Origin of the sequence: Afipia sp. P52-10 (genome assembly GCF_000516555.1) — a bacterium.
Classification (GTDB): Bacteria; Pseudomonadota; Alphaproteobacteria; order Rhizobiales; family Xanthobacteraceae; genus P52-10.
Window position 1 is genome coordinate 701699 of record NZ_AZSJ01000003.1, and the last position, 17370, is coordinate 719068.

Annotated in this window: 18 protein-coding genes; 5 read left to right on the top strand and 13 right to left on the bottom strand. The window is 65.5% G+C overall.

Annotated elements, in window-relative coordinates; genetic code table 11:
- Positions 1-52: 52 nt before the first annotated feature.
- The 3 genes from X566_RS04535 to X566_RS04545 all read right to left on the bottom strand — a co-directional run bounded on the left by X566_RS04535 (position 53) and on the right by X566_RS04545 (position 2700).
- A complete protein-coding gene (locus X566_RS04535) occupies positions 53-553 on the bottom strand; it encodes a MaoC family dehydratase (protein ID WP_034463875.1) in 501 nt (166 codons plus the stop codon).
- Positions 554-905: 352 nt separating this feature from the next.
- Complete coding sequence (gene glmM / locus X566_RS04540) at positions 906-2255, bottom strand: phosphoglucosamine mutase (protein WP_034463877.1); 1350 nt, start codon at positions 2253-2255, stop codon at positions 906-908.
- A 196-nt stretch (positions 2256-2451) separates the two neighbouring features.
- Positions 2452-2700, bottom strand: coding sequence for a hypothetical protein (locus X566_RS04545; protein ID WP_081740212.1), 249 nt, complete (start codon positions 2698-2700; stop codon positions 2452-2454).
- A 171-nt stretch (positions 2701-2871) separates the two neighbouring features.
- Here X566_RS04545 and X566_RS04550 point away from each other — a divergent pair, with 171 nt between their 5' ends.
- Both X566_RS04550 and X566_RS04555 read left to right on the top strand, forming a co-directional pair.
- Complete coding sequence (locus tag X566_RS04550) at positions 2872-4017, top strand: alpha-hydroxy acid oxidase (protein WP_034463880.1); 1146 nt, start codon at positions 2872-2874, stop codon at positions 4015-4017.
- A 33-nt stretch (positions 4018-4050) separates the two neighbouring features.
- Positions 4051-4650: a pyridoxamine 5'-phosphate oxidase family protein gene (locus tag X566_RS04555; protein WP_034463881.1), complete on the top strand. Its 600-nt coding sequence runs from the start codon at positions 4051-4053 to the stop codon at positions 4648-4650.
- 228 nt (positions 4651-4878) lie between these two features.
- Here the strand turns inward: X566_RS04555 and X566_RS04560 are convergent, their stop codons facing one another.
- The 4 genes from X566_RS04560 to X566_RS04575 all read right to left on the bottom strand — a co-directional run bounded on the left by X566_RS04560 (position 4879) and on the right by X566_RS04575 (position 10493).
- Positions 4879-5493 (bottom strand): DUF5666 domain-containing protein, encoded by a 615-nt coding sequence (locus tag X566_RS04560; RefSeq protein WP_034463884.1) that lies wholly within the window; start codon positions 5491-5493, stop codon positions 4879-4881.
- Between the two features lie 78 nt (positions 5494-5571).
- The gene (locus X566_RS04565; protein ID WP_034463886.1) at positions 5572-6408 is read right to left on the bottom strand and encodes a shikimate dehydrogenase; all 837 of its coding nucleotides are present in this window, start codon (positions 6406-6408) and stop codon (positions 5572-5574) included.
- 74 nt (positions 6409-6482) lie between these two features.
- Positions 6483-8195 (bottom strand): SulP family inorganic anion transporter, encoded by a 1713-nt coding sequence (locus X566_RS04570; RefSeq protein WP_034463889.1) that lies wholly within the window; start codon positions 8193-8195, stop codon positions 6483-6485.
- 249 nt (positions 8196-8444) lie between these two features.
- Positions 8445-10493, bottom strand: coding sequence for an elongation factor G (locus X566_RS04575; RefSeq protein ID WP_034463891.1), 2049 nt, complete (start codon positions 10491-10493; stop codon positions 8445-8447).
- Positions 10494-10568: 75 nt separating this feature from the next.
- Between X566_RS04575 and X566_RS04580 the strand changes: the two genes are divergently transcribed.
- Entirely contained in the window at positions 10569-10853 is a 285-nt protein-coding gene (locus X566_RS04580) for a hypothetical protein (protein WP_034463893.1), read from the top strand.
- Between the two features lie 18 nt (positions 10854-10871).
- Here X566_RS04580 and X566_RS04585 read toward each other — a convergent pair whose 3' ends face one another.
- From X566_RS04585 to X566_RS04610, 6 genes are all read right to left on the bottom strand, one after another.
- On the bottom strand, positions 10872-11357 hold the full coding sequence (locus X566_RS04585) for a DUF992 domain-containing protein (protein WP_034467870.1): 486 nt from the start codon (positions 11355-11357) through the stop codon (positions 10872-10874).
- A gap of 327 nt (positions 11358-11684) precedes the next feature.
- Positions 11685-12194, bottom strand: a complete 510-nt coding sequence (locus tag X566_RS04590) for a DUF992 domain-containing protein (RefSeq protein WP_081740053.1) — start codon at positions 12192-12194, stop codon at positions 11685-11687.
- A 144-nt stretch (positions 12195-12338) separates the two neighbouring features.
- Positions 12339-13541, bottom strand: coding sequence for a pyridoxal phosphate-dependent aminotransferase (locus X566_RS04595; RefSeq protein ID WP_034467876.1), 1203 nt, complete (start codon positions 13539-13541; stop codon positions 12339-12341).
- A 167-nt stretch (positions 13542-13708) separates the two neighbouring features.
- Positions 13709-14425, bottom strand: a complete 717-nt coding sequence (locus X566_RS04600; RefSeq protein ID WP_051444153.1) for an MIP/aquaporin family protein — start codon at positions 14423-14425, stop codon at positions 13709-13711.
- Positions 14426-14430: 5 nt separating this feature from the next.
- Positions 14431-14970, bottom strand: coding sequence for an arsenate reductase ArsC (locus X566_RS04605; protein ID WP_034463894.1), 540 nt, complete (start codon positions 14968-14970; stop codon positions 14431-14433).
- Positions 14963-15322 (bottom strand): helix-turn-helix transcriptional regulator, encoded by a 360-nt coding sequence (locus X566_RS04610; protein WP_034463896.1) that lies wholly within the window; start codon positions 15320-15322, stop codon positions 14963-14965. The genes X566_RS04605 and X566_RS04610 overlap by 8 nt, the downstream gene beginning before the upstream one ends.
- 50 nt (positions 15323-15372) lie before the next feature.
- Between X566_RS04610 and X566_RS04615 the strand changes: the two genes are divergently transcribed.
- Positions 15373-15921 (top strand): DUF6428 family protein, encoded by a 549-nt coding sequence (locus X566_RS04615; protein WP_051443874.1) that lies wholly within the window; start codon positions 15373-15375, stop codon positions 15919-15921.
- Positions 15922-15981: 60 nt separating this feature from the next.
- Positions 15982-17238, top strand: coding sequence for a glycosyltransferase family 87 protein (locus tag X566_RS04620; protein ID WP_051443875.1), 1257 nt, complete (start codon positions 15982-15984; stop codon positions 17236-17238).
- Positions 17239-17370: the final 132 nt, after the last annotated feature.

A 17370-nucleotide genomic window follows, 5' to 3' on the forward strand; every position in this document is an offset into this window, starting at 1 on the left:
GACGCTGACGCTGCGTCCCACGCCCGGCCGCGGCTGGCGTTTCAACGATGCGTTATGTCGTCTGCGGCGTGCGCTTGCGCAGCAGGTAACGGTGGCGCCCTTCAAGCACCAGCTCGCCCTTCTGGTTATGAACTGTGCTGCGCAGGCCGACGACGCCGGTGCTCCGGTTCGGCGTCAGCTCGTCCACCTCAAGCGCCGGATACACCGTGTCGCCGACATAGACCGGTCCCAAGAACTTGCTCGACTGCTCGATGAACGCCTTCAGCGAGTCTTCCACCATGTGCGGAAACAGGCCCGCGCCGGCCGCCGTCTGGATCACCACCTGAAATCCATGCGCCAGCATGTGCGGCATGCCGTGGCGCCGGCAGTATTCGGCATCGTAGTGGATCGGATGGTTATCGCCGCTCGCCGCCTGAAACGCGAGGAAGATCGCGTCCGTCATGGTGCGGCTCGGCAAGACGAAGCGCTCGCCGAGCTTGAAGTCCTCGAACCAGCGCTGCTCGCCCACCATCCGGTGCGCGCGCGGATCGAACGTTCCGCCCATCTTGTTCATTTGAATGCTGCACTCTGTTGAAGACTCGTGGTTCGATTCCAACATTCGCATCCCGTTGCGGCAACGATCCTTGCAAAGGTTGGAATCAAAGAACCACTAGCAAACATAAAAGCTTAGTGGAGCTTTGAATTTGACATTCGCATGGCGCACCCGCGGCTAGGCGGGATGCGAATGTCAAATCCGCTCCACTCGTGGTTCGATTCCAACATTTGCATCTCGCTGCGGCAACGATCTTTGCAAATGTTGGAATCAAAGAACCACTAGCAAACATAAAAGCTTAGTGGAGCTTTGAATTTGACATTCGCATGGCGCACCCGCGGCTAGGCGGGATGCGAATGTCAAATCCGCTCCACTACGCGGCAGCCGCCGCCTGGCTGAGCGCTCCGACGATCGTATCAACGACATCCTCGACGAGATCGCGATCGTCGCCCTCGCCCATCACGCGGATCACCGGCTTGGTGCCGGAGGCGCGGATCAAGAGCCGGCCGTGGCCATTCAGCTTGCCCTCGCAGGCGGCGATCACCGACTTCACCGACGGATCGTCGAGCGGACGGCCGTTGCGGTAGCGGACATTCTTCAGGATCTGCGGCAGCGGATCGAACCTGTGGCAGACCTCCGAGACCGGCCGATTGAGCTTGCGCACCACTGAGAGCACCTGCAGCGCGGCGACGAAGCCGTCGCCGGTGGTGTTGTAGTCGGAGAGGATGATGTGGCCGGAGGACTCGCCGCCGACATTGCAGCCGTTGGCGAGCATCTGCTCCAGCACGTAACGGTCGCCGACCTGGGTGCGGATCAGCTTCAGGCCGATATCCGCGAGATAGCGCTCGAGGCCGAGATTGGACATCACCGTCGCCACCACCGCCGGCTGCGACAGCCGGCCGTCGTCCTTCCAGCTCTCGGCGATCACCGCCAGCAGCTGGTCGCCGTCGACGATATGTCCGCGCTCGTCGGTGATGATGACGCGATCGGCGTCGCCGTCCAGCGCGATGCCGATGTCCGCGCGCATCTCGCGCACCTTGCGGCTCAACGCCTCCGGCGAGGTCGAGCCGCATTCCTTGTTGATGTTGAAGCCGTCCGGCTCGACGCCCATCGCGATCACGTCGGCGCCGAGCTCCCAGAGCGCTTCCGGCACGACCTTGTAGGCGGCGCCGTGGGCGCAATCGACGACGATGCGCAGACCTTCCAGGCTCAGCGTGCGCGGCAGGGTGCGCTTGGCGAATTCGATGTAGCGATCATGGACGCCGTCGATGCGGCGGGCGCGGCCGATGCTGGTCGAGCCGGCGAGCTTGCGGGTCAGATCCTCGTCGAGCAGTTGCTCGATCTTCATCTCGACCTCGTCGGAAAGCTTGAAGCCGTCCGGGCCGAACAGCTTGATGCCGTTGTCGTCGAACGGATTGTGCGAGGCGGAGATCATCACGCCGAGATCGGCGCGCATCGAGCGCGTGAGCATCGCCACCGCAGGCGTCGGCATCGGCCCGAGCTGCAGCACGTCCATGCCGACCGAGGTGAAGCCTGCCTGCAATGCGGCTTCGATCATGTAGCCGGACAGGCGCGTATCCTTGCCGATGACGACGCGGTGGCGATGATCGCCACGCAGAAACACGAGCCCCGCGGCCTGACCGACGCGCAGCGCCAGTTCCGGCGTGATGACGCCATTGGCGCGGCCACGAATTCCATCCGTTCCAAAATGTTTTCGAACCATTGACGAACCCCAATACCTGCGCCTGGCAGAACGACGCAGGCTCCCCTTGATACGTCAGGGGCTTATAATCGCTAGGCTTCGCACTTGAACTCAAAATATATGAAAGAAAGTTACCGCCGATCGCGCCCGGGGGCAATATTCTCTAAAAGGATCAGGCGGTTAACGAATTAGGTAGGGTCCGTGAAAAAGGCCTCCCTCAACGGGAGGCCTCGGCATCACCCTTTTTGCCCTTGGCCCGGTCGTATTTGGTGGGCGGGGGTTGGGTCACATTAACCGGATCGGAGGCCGGAAATGTGCCTTCCAGGCCGGATTCCAGGGATTCTTCGGCTCGCCGCTTCTTCTCGCGCGCGGCGCGGCTGTCCTCGCCAGCCGGCGCCGGCTTGTGGGTAGCCTTGTGGACATCCTCCTTGTGGACATCTTTGGGCGCCGGATCAAACTTGCTCATGATGACCGTCCTCTGCCTGAGTGTCGGAGGATAACGGCGGCGATCACGGACCGGTTCCATGCCCGGCAGCGGCGATCGGCCTCGCCGTTTGGCGGAACAATCGGGCGTGCTACAGCAGAACAGCGGAAGCGGAACCGACTTCCGAGACAACGGACGCGGCGGAGAGGAAACGTGAAAGACATCACCTGCATCGAAGACCTGCGCGAGCTGCACCGGCGCAAGGTGCCGAAAGCGTTCTTCGACTATGTCGATCACGGCTCCTATGCCGAGCAGACGCTGCGCGCCAACCGCGCCGACCTCGAAGCGCTGAAATTCCGCCAGCGCATCCTGGTCGACATCTCGGTGCGCGATCAGACCACAAAAATCCTCGGCGAGCCGGCGAAGATGCCGCTGATCCTCGCGCCGGTCGGCTCCACCGGCATGCAGTATGGCGACGGCGAAATTCATGCCTGCCGCGCGGCTCAGGCCGCCGGCGTGCCCTACACGCTCTCCACCATGTCGATCTGCTCGATCGAGGACGTCGCGGCCAATGTCGACAAGCCGTTCTGGTTTCAGCTCTACGTGATGCGCGACCGCGGCTTCTGCAAGGAGCTGATCGAGCGCGCCGTCGCCGCGAAGTGCTCGGCGCTGGTGCTGACGGTCGATCTGCAGATTCTCGGCCAGCGGCACATGGACATCAAGAACGGCCTGTCGGTGCCGCCGAACCTGATGCGGCTGAAAAACATCCTCGACTTCGCCAGCAAGCCGCGCTGGCTCTACGGCATCGCCCGCGCCAAGCGGCGCGACTTCGGCAACATCGTCGGCCATCTGAAGGGCGCCAAGGACCTCAACTCCACGGCGACGCGGGTATCCTCCCAGTTCGATCCGACGCTGAACTGGAAGGACATCGAGTGGATCCGCTCGATCTGGCCCGGCAAGCTGGTGCTGAAGGGCATCCTCGACGTGGAGGACGCGCGCGAGGCGGTGAAGATCGGCGCCGAGGCGATGGTCGTCTCCAACCACGGCGGCCGCCAGCTCGACGGCGCGCCGTCGTCGATCTCAATGCTGCCGAAGATCGTCGATGCGGTCGGCACGCAGACGGAAATCCTGTTCGACGGCGGCATCCGCTCCGGCCAGGACGTGATGCGGGCGCTGGCGCTCGGCGCCAAGGCCTGCATGATCGGCCGCTCGTACATCTATGGTCTCGGCGCCGGCGGCCAGGCGGGCGTCACCAAGGCGCTGGACTTGATCGGCAGCGAACTCAGCGTCACCATGGGCCTGTGCGGCGTCAACAAGATCGACGACATCGGCCCGCATGTGCTGCAGGGCTATCAGTGATCTGACGATCTGACGCGAACGGCGGAGGCGGCGATGACCAGCCTGCTCTATCACGACGGCAATCGCGCGCTGCAGGATGAGTTCGGCTCCACGGCGCTGGCCGAGCGGATGGAAGAAAAGATCGTGCGCACGGCGTTCACGCCGGACGACAAGACGTTCATCGAGAGCGCGATCTACTTCTTTCTCGCGACCGCCGACGCCCAAGGCCGTCCCGACTGTTCGTTCAAGGGCAGCCCCGAAGGCTTCGTTCGCGTCACCGGACCGGCGGAGCTGGCGTTCCCGGACTACGACGGCAACGGCATGTACAAGAGCCTCGGCAACCTCGACGTGAACCCGCATGTCGGGCTCTTGTTCATCGCCATGCACGGCACGCCACGGCGGTTGCGCATCAACGGCGAGGCGCGCATCGTGCGCGGTGATCCGCTGCTGCAGGAGATTCCCGGCGCCCAGTTGATCGTCCGTCTCCAGGCGCGGGCGATCTTTCCGAACTGCCCGCGCTACATTCCGACGCTGACGCTGACTGAGCCTTCTCCCTACACGCCGGCGAAGGGCAAGCCGCCGATCGAGCCGACGTGGAAGCAGTCCGACCGCTTCAAGGACGTGATCCCGCCCCGCTTGCCGACGGCGCCCTAATCGACACAACCCATCGTCGATATGACACAACGTCAGCTCCTCATCCTGAGGAGCGCGGCACGCGCGTCTCGAAGGATGAGGCCCGGTTGTGCCCACATCCACGTCCTCATGGTTCGAGCGCGATGCTTATTGAGCATGGTCCGATACGAAAACCGCTGCGCGCCTTTCGGGATCATGCGCGCACCGCTCCTCACACCATGAGGCCTCACCGGACGTGGACCGGCCGCCTCAATTCGGCACGAACCCGTCACGGCCGACGCCGACGCGGCTCGATTCCAGCGAGCCGTCGGGCTTGGTCACCGCGGGCACGGCAACCGCCGCACCGACCTTCAGTTCCGTGCGCTCACCCGGACTGAACTGACCGATCGGCGTTGCCGGCGGCACCAGAATGGTCTTCTCGCCGTCCTTGTACTTGACCTTCAACGTCTGCCCGTCCGGGCTCGCCACCGCCTCGGCCACCGCGGCATTGGTCATGGTGCTGTTCGGCAGATCCCACGGACGGAACCCATCGCCAAGCCCGCGCGCGCTTTCCGGGAAAATGGTGATCGAAATCGCCTTCTGGCGGCCGTCCGGCTGCGGCGTGCCGGCGACGCCGATATACGAACCCACTTTGATGTCGGCGAGCTGCGCCTTGGTGTAGGCGGTCACTGCGTAATTGTCCGCGAGCTTGATCGTCACATCGGCACCGTCGCGCGCCTTCACCGTCAGCACATGGCCGTCGAGCTTCTCGATGATGCCGCGGATGCGGCGGTTCTGCGCCGGTTGCGCGACCGCGTGGACGGCGAAGACCCCGACGAGGCCGGCGGCAAGCACAAGGGAAGACAGACGGGCCGATGCAGGCATGACGAACTCCGAACGCGGTTGAGGCCCCGCATCAATCTCGCCTCCTGCGCCGCTATTCCAATCAGGATCGCGTGAGGACTACGCCGTCAGATCAGCCACGACCAGCGCGCGGAGCTCGTCCGTCACCTGCGGCGTCCGGCCGAACCAGAGCGCGAATCCCCGCACCGCCTGATGCAGCAGCATGCCAAGGCCATCGGCGGTGACGAGACCACGCTGGCGCGCCGCGTTCAGCAGATCCGTATCGAACGGAACATAAACGTTGTCCGCGACCACCGCGCCCGCCGGCAACCGGCCGACGTCGAGCGTCAACGGCGGCTGGCCCTTCATGCCGAGCGAGGTGGTGTTCACCAGCAGCTTCGCGCGCGGCAGCAGGCCGGCCACCGCGTCCCAGGTCGCGGGCTTGATGCACGCACCGAACTGCTGCGCGAGGTCTTGCGCGCGCGGCAGCGTGCGGTTGACGAGATGGATCGTCTTCACACCGCGCTCGATCAGACCGAACAGGACCGCGCGCGCGGAACCGCCCGCGCCCAGCACCAGCGCCTCATTCGTCCGCGCGTCCCAGCCGGGCGCGGCCGCGTCGAGATTGTTGATGAAACCCTCGACGTCGGTGTTGGTCGCGCGCAGCGTGCCACCATCGAGCCAGAGCGTGTTGGCGGCGCCGACGGCGCGCGCGCGCGCATCGGCATCGCTCAACGCCAGCGCCTGCTCCTTGTGCGGGATCGTGACGTTGGCGCCGGTATAGCCGCGCGCAGCGAGACTGGCGATGAAGGTGGCAAAATCCTCCGGCTGCACCGCCTCGATGCGGTAATCGCCGTCAATGCCGAACGACTTCAGCCAGTATTTGTGGATGATCGGCGAGCGCGAATGCGCCGCCGGCCACCCGATCAGACATGCAGCGCGCAAATGTGTGGTCATGGCCCAAAGCGTTCGAGGGATGCAGCAGCCGCGACAGCCGCTCCCGCCTCACAATCACGGCGGCGGCAGGGCTGTCAATGCGCGTTGGCGCTCGACGCAAGCACATCCTCGACCGAACGCTTAAAGCGGACGTCTGGCGGATGCACGCCGCTCGCCCACAACACGCGCCGGACCGCATGGGAGGTGCCGGTGAGGACCACCCGCACGCCGTTGTGCCGCGCCTTGGCGACCGCAGCCTCAATCGCATGCGCGGCGGTGGAATCCAGGAGCGGCACGTCGGCGAAATCCAACACCAGCAGCTTCGGCCGTCCGACGATGCCGTCGAGGGCCGCACCCACGGTCGCCGCCGCACCGAAGAAGAACGCCCCGGCGATCCGGTACACCAGGATGTCGGGATTGGTGGCGAGCGACACATCATAGGGCTTGCGCTGGCCGTTGGCGGTGTCGGCCTTGTCCTCGCTCGCCAGCGGCGTGCCGCCCTCGATCCGGATCGCCTCCGACATGCGATGCAGGAACAACAGCGTGCCGAGACCGAAGCCGACCAGAATGCCTTCGGTCAAGTCGCGGAAGATCGTCAGCAGCAGCGTGACGAGCAGCACGATCGCATCGCCCCACGACGAGCGCAGCAGCGACATCAGCGCGTGCTTCTCCGCCATGTTCCAGGCGACGACGATCAGGATGCCGGCGAGCGCCGCGAGCGGGATCATGCTGGCGAGCGGCGCGGCGAACACCAGCATCAAGAGCACGAACAGCGCGTGCAGCATGCCCGACACGGGCCCCCGCGCACCGGCGCGGACGTTGGTCGCGGTGCGGGCGATGGTGCCGGTGGCGCAGATGCCGCCGAACAGGCCGGAGGCGATATTGGCGACACCCTGTGCGACCAGTTCGCAGTTGGAACGATGGCGGCGGCCGGTCATGCCGTCGGCGACGACCGCGGACAACAGCGACTCGATCGCGCCGAGCAGCGCGAAGGCAAACGCATCCGGCAGCACCGCCTGCACCTTTTCCAAGCTCAGCGGCGGCAGCGTTGGCCACGGCAAGGTCCGCGGCAGCTCGCCGAAGCGGCTGCCGATCGTCTCCACCGGCAGGCCGAACAGCCACGTCAGCGCGGCGGCCACGGCAACGGCAATCAGGAAGCCGGGCCAGGTCGGGCGATAGATACGGAACACGACGATGATGCCGACGGTCAGCACCGCGATGGCGAGCGCGACCGGATTGATGGTGTCGATCGCGCCGGCGAGCGCCCGCAGTTTCGGCAGAAACTCGCCCGGCTCGTGCCCAGACAGGGTGAGCCCGAACAGATCTTTGATCTGGCTCGCGGCGATGATGACGGCGATGCCCGCCGTAAAGCCGACTGTGACCGGAAACGGAATGAACTTGATGTAGGTGCCGAGCCGCAGGAGCCCGGCGATCATCATCAGCACGCCGGAGATGATGGTCGCGAGGAACAGCCCGTCCATGCCGTGCCGCTGCACCGTTGCCGCAACCAGCACGATGAACGCCCCGGCCGGGCCGCCGATCTGGAAGCGGCTGCCGCCGAGCGCCGAAATCAGGAAGCCGGCGACGATCGCGGTGTAGAGACCTTGCACCGGGGCCGCGCCCGAGGCGATCGCGATCGCCATCGACAACGGCAGCGCGACGATCGCAACCGTCAGCCCGGCAAATGCGTCGGCCTTCAGGTCGGCGAGGCCATAGCCTTCGCGCAGGATGGTGACGAGCTTCGGCGTGAACAGCGCACCGAACGAAACCGATCGTGCAGAGAGGGAGGCATCGCTCAAGCTTGTCATTCTGTGTCAGCCATCAACGTGCCCGTATCGGCGTGAGTCCGGCGGGCCTATTGATAGGAACTCGGACGCCATATTGGCAAGGCGATCGCGGGCAGGCGCGAGCCCGATTCAGCAAGACTGAACCGGGCCCAAGCTTCAACTTTTCTTACAGGCACGACACATGAGCGACGGCAACACATGCCGACAGCGACACACGCCCTGCGGCCGTACGTGACCGACAGCGACAAGGGCGCCGCTGCCGGACCACGATCACGCGGCCGCGCTGTGTGCCGCGACGATCTGGTCCGCCGTCCGCCCCGTGACCTCCGCCATATGATCGAACGCGGTGGTGAAGCTGCCGGCGCCGGTGGTCGCCGAGCGGACCTCGACGATCAGATCGCCGATCTCCGCCTCCGGCAGCATCGCCCGCACCACGTCCCAGCCGTCCCAGCCCTCGCGCGTGTCGAACGACAGAATCTGGCCGCGCCGGCCGGACAGAATCGCGTTGATGCGCGCGGTCGCGTCCGTCGGACAGACGATCTCGACGGTGTGGATCGGCTCCAGCAGCACCGGCTGGCACCCGGGCAGCGCCTCGCTGACGCCGATGCGCGCGGCCGTGCGGAAGGCGAGATCGGACGAATCCACCGTGTGGTAGGAGCCGTCGGTCAGCGTCACCGCAATATCGACGACGGGAAAGCCGAGCGGCCCATGCAGCAGGGCGTCGCGCACGCCTTCCTCCACCGCTGGGATGTAGTTGCGCGGTACCGCGCCGCCGACCACCTGCTCGTCGAACTTGAAGCCGTCGCCGCGCTGCAGCGGCTTGATATCCAGCACGACATCGCCGAACTGGCCGTGCCCACCGGACTGCTTCTTGTGGCGGCCGCGCTGGGTTGTGGGCTTGCGGATGGTCTCGCGGTAGCCCACCGCCGGATTGCGCTGGTTGACGGCCACGCCGAAGCGTCCCCGCAGGCGCTCGAGCACGACGCGCAGATGCATCTCGCCCTGCCCGCTCAGCACCACTTCATGGGTTTCCGGATGATGCACGATCGAGAGCGACGGATCTTCCTCGCCGAGCCGCAGCAGCGACTGGCCGAGCTTAACGTCGTCCTTGCGATCGTTGGCGGCGATCGCCAAGGCCAGCACCGGCGGACGCACCGGAACGTCCGTCAGTGCGCGATGCGGCACCTTCGCCGCGGTGAGCGTATCGCCGGTGCGCGCATGATCGAGCTTGCCGAGTGCGATCACCTCGCCGGCTTTCGCCACACCGCGCTTGTTGTCCTGGCCGACGCCGAGCGCTGCGATGCTGGAGAAGCGATCGCCGTCACCGCGGTGCGACAGCAGCGTCGCGCCGTCCATGATCTGGCCGGTCAGCACCCGCACCAGCGAGATCTTGCCGCCGTGCGGCACATGCATGGTCTTCATCACATAGGCGAGCGTGCCCGCGCCCTCCTCGATGCCGAGCCGCTTCGCCGTATCGCCGATATCCGGCACCTCGTGCCGCAACGCCTTCATCAGCCGCAGCACGCCGTTCGCACGGGTCGCCGAGCCGAGCAGCACCGGGCAGATCACGCCCTCGCGTAATTCGCGCGCGAGATCGTCGAACACCGCGTCACGCGGCGGCGGGATGTCCTCCAGCAACTGCTCCATCAACGCATCGTCGTGGTCGGCGAGCTTTTCCAGCATCGAGAAGCGCGCATCCTTCTCGCGCTGCAGGTCGCCGCTGTCGATATCGACCACTTCCGACGGCAGATGCTCGCGGTAGACGAAGGCGCGCTCCAGCGCCAGATCGACGAAGCCGGCGATCAGGTCGCCCTTCCAGATCGGGATCTGGCGCAGCACCAGCGGCACGCGCGAGGCCGGCTGCAACGTCGCGAGCGTGTCGCGCACGCGCTCCTCGGCCTTGTCGATCTTGTTCAGAAACAGGATGCGCGGAATGCGCAGGTCTTCCAGCTCGCGCAGGATCAATTGCAGCTGCGGCAGCTTGCGCTCATCCGCCTCGCAGACGACGACGGCAGCGTCCACCGCTGGCAGTGCCGCACGCATGTCGTGAATGAACTCGACCGAACCCGGACAATCCAGGAAGGTGTAGCTCTCGCCCATGAAACTGGTGGTGACCGCGGTGAGCCCGGTGCTCATCTTGTGAGCGCGCGCCTCGGCACCGGCGTCGCCGATCGTAGTGCCGTCTTCAACCGTGCCTTGTTTGGGGATTGCGCCTGTGCGCGCGAGGATCGCTTCGAGTAGGGTGGTCTTGCCGCTTTGGAATGGTCCAACCAGCGCTATGCACCGTGGACCGCGGGGACTTCTGGCATCGTGTCCCATCTGCCGCCTCCATCTGGAGCTCGGCCCGCGCTTTCAAGATCCGGAGCGCATGTTCCGTTCATCAAGCCGCGCAGCATGATCCGCTTCGATCATGCGTCCCTGTTGAGCATGATGATCCGAAAACCGGACGCCGCCTTTCGGGACCATGCTCCACCCACGTCTTGCGAGATGCGCTCCTGCGGGTCGGCGACGACCATCGTCTCAGCGTCCTCTCGCTTTGGCAAGCAAGATCGTTTGCGCTTCGCAACAATCACGCCAGGACTCATCTCGCGATCGGTCTTGTTGATCACGCCGCGCGTGATCAACACTTTGGACAACAAGCGAAAGCCCGGTTTTGGAACCGGGCCGCCGCTCAATTGAGATAAAACTGCGAAACAATCACAGCGGACCGGGGCGGATTTCCATCCCTTCGAACCCGAAGGCGAGGTTGAGCCCCTGCTGGCCGGCAACCTCCCGCGGGATCAGCGCGATCGAGTCACCAGGGCCGCCGAGGAGCTGGTTCGATGCCGCACCCGGACCGATCGATGCGCTGGCGCCGGCGCCGGCATACTCGCCGGCCAGAGCGCCGCGCGGCAGCCGCCGCGATGGGCCGTACACATCCCACGCCAGCGCCCAGCGTTCGGTGACGCCGAGGTCAACGCCGAGCCGGTTGATCCGCGCCGCATACGGCTCGGCCCTGCGGCCGTTGCGCGTCGTCAGCATGCAGTTCAACTCCGTCACCGAACCGACGATCAGGCCCGGGCTCGGACCGCCGGTGCATTCGAGGATGCCGATGCGAACACCAGGCCCCAGCGGCTCTTGCGCGGCGGCCGGTGTCGCTGCGGCAAGGACGGTTGCGGTCAACAGGGCGGAAACACAACGCATGATCTTGATCTCCGAATGAATTGTGCCGCGCGGTTGGTCTCCATGAACAATGCTGACCTGCACTCGACCGGCGGCAGCACTCTCAAGTGCAGTCGCCGATAGAACGCCGTGCGGGATGATAAGTTGCAGTCACCGCTCACGCGCGCGCCCCACAGCAGCGCGGGACGGGCGGTTCACAACCGGAGCGCGTCACGCTCCGACCGGTACCGAACGCAGGCGCAGCCCATGCACGGCACATCGCGCTAGGGCGAGCTTCTTCGCAAGCTCCTCAGCGGACAGGCCGGAAGAAACCACGGGAGCAGTCCGTAGGGGCCGTAGCGGCCGTCGTCAGCGCGCCGGCCGCAGCTCAAGTCCCTGTAAGCCGGCCTGCACATTGAGGCCGACCTGGCCCTGCAGGCTCAGCGGCTGCAACGCGAGCGAATTGTTCGAGCCGCCGACCAGCGCATTGGCGCCGAGGCCGACGCCAACCGCCGCGCTGCCGGAGACGCCGCCATAATTGCCCGACAGATCGCCCGGTCCGATCCGGCCGGTCGGCGCGAACACTGCCCAGGCGAGGCCGGTCTCCTGGGTGATGCCGATGTCGAGCCCGACCTTGCGGATCGTGCCGATGTAGCGGTCCTCGAACCGGTCGTCGCCGCGATAGACGCAGTCCATCGTCGTCGCCGAACCGACCACGAGACCGACGCTCGGACCGCCCCGGCATTCGAGCACGCCGGTCTTCACCCGCGACTGCGCCGCCACCAGCGACGGGATGGCGGTCGCGACCAGAGCGGCCGTGGCGAGCAGAGCAATGCCGTGCAGACGGCGACGAACGAACGAAGCGATCAAGCGGCGCATGGGGTTCTCCGGCAGACGGTGCAAACGACGTGATGCAGGCGAGAGAAGACGCAGGCAAGAACAGCACGGGCGCACATGCCTTGCAGCATGTACGCCCGAATCATCGCACAGAACGACGCGAGCCGCCAGTTCGCGGCAGCGCCGCTATTTCAAACTGCCGCAGAAGCGCTGGATGCGGCGGCAGGCGTCCTCGAGGTCGGCGGTCTTGGTCGCATAGGAGATGCGGAATGCAGGCCCGAGCCCGAACGCCGAGCCCTGCACGACGGCAACGCCCTCGGCCTCGAGCAGCTCGGTGACGAAATCCTCGTCGTTGGTGATCTTTTTGCCCGACGGCGTGGTCTTGCCGATGGTGCCGGCACAGGACGGATAGACGTAGAACGCGCCTTCCGGCCGCGGGCAGGTGATGCCGCTCGCCTGGTTCAGCATCGCCACCACGAGATCGCGCCGCTCCTTGAACACCTTGTTATGCTCCGGGATGAACGCCTGCGGACCGTTCAGCGCCTCGACCGCCGCCCACTGCGCGATCGACGACGGGTTCGAAGTCGACTGCGACTGGATCGTGGTCATCGCCTTGATCAATTCCACCGGACCGCCGGCATAGCCGATGCGCCAGCCGGTCATGCAGTAGGCTTTCGACACGCCGTTCACCGTCAGCGTGCGGTCGTACAGCTTCGGCTCGATCTGCGCCGGCGTCGTGAACTTGAAGTCATCATAGACGAGATGCTCGTACATGTCGTCGGTCATCACCCAGACCTGCGGATGCTTCACCAAGACGTCGGTGATCGCCCGCAGCTCGGCCTCGGTATAGGCCGCACCGGTCGGGTTCGACGGCGAGTTGAGGATGATCCACTTGGTCTTCGGCGTGATCGCCTTTTCGAGATCGGCGGCGCGCAGCTTGAAGCCGTTCTCCGCCGGGCAGACGATCGGCACCGACTCGCCGCCGGCGAGCGCCACCATCTCCGGATAGCTGACCCAATACGGCGCCGGGATGATCACCTCGTCGCCGGGGTTGATGGTCGCCATCAGCGCGTTGTACAGGACCTGCTTGCCGCCGGTGCAGATGATGATCTGGTTCGGCTTGTAGTCGAGCCCGTTCTCGCGCTTGAACTTGGCGATGATGGCATCCTTCAGTTCCGGGATGCCATCGACGTTGGTGTACTTGGTCTTGCCGGCCTCGATCGCATGGATCGCCGCCAGCTTGATGTTGGCGGGGGTATCGAAGTCCGGCTCGCCGGCGCCAAGGCCGATCACGTTGCGGCCTTCCGCTTTCAGCATGCGCGCTTTGTCCGTCACCGCGATCGTCGCGGACGGCTTCACGCGGGCGAGCGAAGCAGCAAGGAACGGCATCATGGTCTCCTGAACGGCCTGATTGGGAATGGGTTCGTCGATTGGGACGATTTGCCACGAAAACGGCGATTCTGCCGCTTTCAGAGGCGGCCGCACACTAAGGGCCGTCGCGCTGCACTGCAAGAAATAAGGCCGCAGAGCCGGCCTGCTTTCCATGAATTCCGCAATTAGGGGTTGGTCTGTGGCCTCGACGCCGCGCCGGCCTCCGGGACCGCCGGAACCGCAATACGCCGCCCCTCAAGCAGCCACTGCGCCAGGGCCAGAGCAGCCAGCGCGCCCACAACCTGCGCAGCAATGAACCCGCCGAGATCGGCCGGCCTGATCCCGGCGAACGTATTCGTGAACGCTCGCGCGATCGAAACGGCAGGGTTGGCGAACGACGTGGATGCCGTGAACCAATAGGCGGCGGCCATGTAGAGCCCGACCAGCCACCCGACCGACGCCGATGCAACGCGCCTGCCGGCCATCACCGTCAGCAAGAGGCCGAAGGTCGCAACGCCCTCCGACAGGTACTGCCCGTCACCGCTGCGCGCCTTGAGCGACGTCTGGAGCCATGGCAGCGCGAACATCGCATGCGCCAGCATGGTGCCGAACACACCGGCTGCGATCTGCGCAACGCCGTAAAGACATGCGTCGCGCCATGACATCCTGCGCCGCATCGCAAGGACCAGCGAGACTGACGGGTTGAAATGCGCGCCGGAGACGGGGCCGAGGATCGTGATCAGCACGACGAGGATCGCCGCCGTCGCCAGCGTATTCGCAAGCAACATGAGCGCAGCATCGCCTGTCAGCCGCTCGGCCATGATGCCGGAACCGACCACCGTTACGACCAGCAGCATGGTGCCGATGGCTTCCGCGGCGAGCCTGCGCGGCAGATCGGCCATCGCGGTCATCCCGCTTCCGGCCGCTGTCGCGTCGCCCCCTCGAGGCGGCCTATCTCACGCAACCGGATGCCGAGCGCCATGGCATCGATCCCGGCAAGCGGCAGAGCCGTGAACGCCGCAATCCGGTTCTCCAGGTAACGGAACGCTTCGACAAAGGCTGCCTCCTTTGCGAGGTTGCTGCCCTCGACCGTCGCGGGATCCTCGATACCCCAGTGCGCCGTCATCGGCCGGCCCGGCCAGACGGGACAGGCTTCCCCCGCCGCGCTGTCGCAGACCGTGAAGACGAAATCCATCGATGGAGCGCCAGCCTGCGCGAATTCCAGCCAGCTCTTGGAACGGAAGCCATCGGCCGGATAGCCAAGATCGCGCAACGTCTTCAGTGCGAGCGGATTGACCTCGCCCCTCGGCGCACTGCCGGCGGAGAAGGAGTGAAACCGCCCCGCACCGTCCTTGCGCAAAATCGACTCGGCCAGAATCGAGCGCGCCGAATTGCCGGTGCACAAGAACAGAACGTTGTAGACACGAACAGCGGCGATCTCAGGCATGAGCACGCTTCCTTGTCGTTACAGGCTTGCAAGTTGCCGACGCTAAAACCGGCTCGCAAATCTCCGGCTTACCAGCGCAGCAGTCCTTCATCAGGAAGCCGATCAGATCGCCCAGCACAGCATAGTCGGCAGCGTAGATGATCGAGCGCGACTCACGCCGCTGCGTGATCAAGCCTGCCCGTTCCAGCTCCTTCAGATGAAACGACACATTGGACGCCGATACGCCGACCTGCTCGGCGACAGCCCCCGCCGCCATACCCTCTGTGCCTGCCCTGACCAGAAGCCGGACGATGCCGAGCCGTGTCTCCTGCGACAGCGCCGCGAAGCACTCGCGCGCTTGACTCTCTCGCATGATTCAATAATCCTTGAAATATAGAATCGTTGAAACGAGGTATAGCGCCGATGTCCGTCCCCGCCAAGGCCATTCCGCTTTCGCCGCCGCCCGAGGGCGAAATTTCCACCCGCGCATTGCTGGCGGAACTCGCCCGCCACAACGCCAAGCGTCTGATCTTTTCCTATGACGGACGGGACGTTCTGCCCGGCTATCATGTCACCGAGGTCAAGGACGGACAGTTCTCCGGCCTCGATTGCGGCGCCAATCCGGAGGCTTGGCGCGAGACCTTCATCCAGCTCTGGGATGTGCCGTCTGAAGACGGCCGCACACACATGCCGGCAGCCAAGTTCTCCGCGATCATGCATAAGGTGCAGGAGCATGTGCCGTTCGATAGCGATGCGCGGCTGACGTTCGAGGTCAGCGACGGGATTGGCGCGATCCAGCTTTTCCGCGCAGACAGCATCGCTGCCGACGACACACATATCCGCATCGCGCTGTCGCGGCGGCCGGCAAGCTGCAAGCCGCGCGACCGCTGGCTCGAACAACAGCAGGTGCAGGCCTGCTGCGGCCCGGTGGCGGACGTTGCCGCCAAGTGTTGTGCATCACCCGATTCATAACGAAACGTTAAAATCGCGCCGTTACGGTGGCCGTCGACGATCGCAACCGTGGCACGCGCAATGGCCGGCTTCCTTCAGCATCTCCGCAGCGGCGACTGGCTGACCGCCGAGCGCATCCGCGGCTACAGCATCATCCTGCTGGTCATCGGCACCCTCGGCCTGACCGGCTGGATCGCGATGGCGGACGGGCTGATCGACCGCAACGGCAAGCCGATCGGCACCGACTTCTCCAACGTCTACGCCGCAGGCGTGCTGACGCTGGATGGCAAGGCCGCCGGCGCCTACGACCCGCAGCTGCAGCACGCGGCCGAGAAGCAGGTGTTCGGCCGCGACGACGTCCCCTTCTTCGGCTGGCACTATCCGCCGTTCTTCCTGCTCGCCGCCGCAGCACTGGCGACGCTGCCCTATGCGCTCGCGCTGTTCGCCTGGATGGCGCTGACCATTCCGCTCTACCTCGCGAGCCTCCGCGCGATCTGTACCGGCACAACCTTTCCCTCCTCGTTCCGCCTGCGCGACATCCTGCTCGTCGCCGCGGCGTTTCCCGCCGTGTTCGTCAATCTCGGTCACGGCCAGAACGGTTTCCTCACCACCGCTCTGCTCGGCGGCGCGCTGGTGCTGCTGGATCGCAGGCCGATCATCGCCGGCGTGCTGATCGGTCTGCTCGCCTACAAGCCGCAATTCGGCGTGCTGATCCCGCTGGTGCTGCTGGTGACGTGGCGCTGGCGCGTGATCGCAGCGGCGACGGCGACCATCGCAGCGCTCGCGCTCGTCAGCACTGCGCTGCTCGGCATGGGCGTGTGGCACGCCTTCGCTGCTTCCGCCGAGTACAGCCGCGTCGTCGTGCTGGAAGCCGGCGCGACCGGCTGGGAGAAAATCCAGTCGTTGTTCTCCGCCGTGCGCGCGCTCGGCGGCTCCGTTCATATCGCCTATGCGGCCCAGGGCATGCTGATGCTCGCGCTCGCGGCGAGCCTCGTCTGGCTCTGGCGCAGCCGTGCAGCCTATGAGCTGAAGGCGGCCGCACTCGCGCTCGCCTGCCTGCTCGCCACGCCCTACGTGCTCGACTACGACTTTGCAGCGATGGCGGTGGCGATCGCCTTCCTGGTCCGGCATGGCGCCGCTCATGGCTTCCGTGGCTACGAGATCACGCTGCTCGCGCTCGCCTGGATCATGCCGCTGATCGCCCGCACGGTGATGAGCGCGACCGGCGTGCCGCTCGGCTTGATCGTGCTGCTGACGCTCTATGGACTGACGCTGCGTCGGGCCTTGCAGGATGTGCGCATGAGTACACATCAGGCCGCCCAACTCGCAAACGCTTGATCGCTTTCAAGCCCGCGTGAGAGGTGCGTTATGCTGCGAAGCAGCAAAGCGCGGTGATTTCAATCCATTCCAACTGCGCGCCCTTGCAACGCGGCACAGCGCCCCCCATCCTATGACCGCGGGGGACGCGGA

What these genes read in the sequence shown, in the direction of transcription:
- X566_RS04585 (WP_034467870.1), bottom strand. Translation starts at nt 11,357, where the DNA reads ATGCGTTGTGTTTCCGCCCTGTTGACCGCAACCGTCCTTGCCGCAGCG.
- X566_RS04600 (WP_051444153.1), bottom strand. Translation starts at nt 14,425, where the DNA reads ATGGCCGATCTGCCGCGCAGGCTCGCCGCGGAAGCCATCGGCACCATG.
- X566_RS04605 (WP_034463894.1), bottom strand. Translation starts at nt 14,970, where the DNA reads ATGCCTGAGATCGCCGCTGTTCGTGTCTACAACGTTCTGTTCTTGTGC.
- X566_RS04565 (WP_034463886.1), bottom strand. Translation starts at nt 6,408, where the DNA reads ATGACCACACATTTGCGCGCTGCATGTCTGATCGGGTGGCCGGCGGCG.
- X566_RS04615 (WP_051443874.1), top strand. Translation starts at nt 15,373, where the DNA reads ATGTCCGTCCCCGCCAAGGCCATTCCGCTTTCGCCGCCGCCCGAGGGC.
- X566_RS04580 (WP_034463893.1), top strand. Translation starts at nt 10,569, where the DNA reads ATGATCCGCTTCGATCATGCGTCCCTGTTGAGCATGATGATCCGAAAA.
- X566_RS04595 (WP_034467876.1), bottom strand. Translation starts at nt 13,541, where the DNA reads ATGCCGTTCCTTGCTGCTTCGCTCGCCCGCGTGAAGCCGTCCGCGACG.
- X566_RS04575 (WP_034463891.1), bottom strand. Translation starts at nt 10,493, where the DNA reads ATGGGACACGATGCCAGAAGTCCCCGCGGTCCACGGTGCATAGCGCTG.
- X566_RS04560 (WP_034463884.1), bottom strand. Translation starts at nt 5,493, where the DNA reads ATGCCTGCATCGGCCCGTCTGTCTTCCCTTGTGCTTGCCGCCGGCCTC.
- glmM (WP_034463877.1), bottom strand. Translation starts at nt 2,255, where the DNA reads ATGGTTCGAAAACATTTTGGAACGGATGGAATTCGTGGCCGCGCCAAT.
- X566_RS04610 (WP_034463896.1), bottom strand. Translation starts at nt 15,322, where the DNA reads ATGCGAGAGAGTCAAGCGCGCGAGTGCTTCGCGGCGCTGTCGCAGGAG.
- X566_RS04590 (WP_081740053.1), bottom strand. Translation starts at nt 12,194, where the DNA reads ATGCGCCGCTTGATCGCTTCGTTCGTTCGTCGCCGTCTGCACGGCATT.
- X566_RS04555 (WP_034463881.1), top strand. Translation starts at nt 4,051, where the DNA reads ATGACCAGCCTGCTCTATCACGACGGCAATCGCGCGCTGCAGGATGAG.
- X566_RS04620 (WP_051443875.1), top strand. Translation starts at nt 15,982, where the DNA reads ATGGCCGGCTTCCTTCAGCATCTCCGCAGCGGCGACTGGCTGACCGCC.
- X566_RS04535 (WP_034463875.1), bottom strand. Translation starts at nt 553, where the DNA reads ATGAACAAGATGGGCGGAACGTTCGATCCGCGCGCGCACCGGATGGTG.
- X566_RS04545 (WP_081740212.1), bottom strand. Translation starts at nt 2,700, where the DNA reads ATGAGCAAGTTTGATCCGGCGCCCAAAGATGTCCACAAGGAGGATGTC.
- X566_RS04570 (WP_034463889.1), bottom strand. Translation starts at nt 8,195, where the DNA reads ATGACAAGCTTGAGCGATGCCTCCCTCTCTGCACGATCGGTTTCGTTC.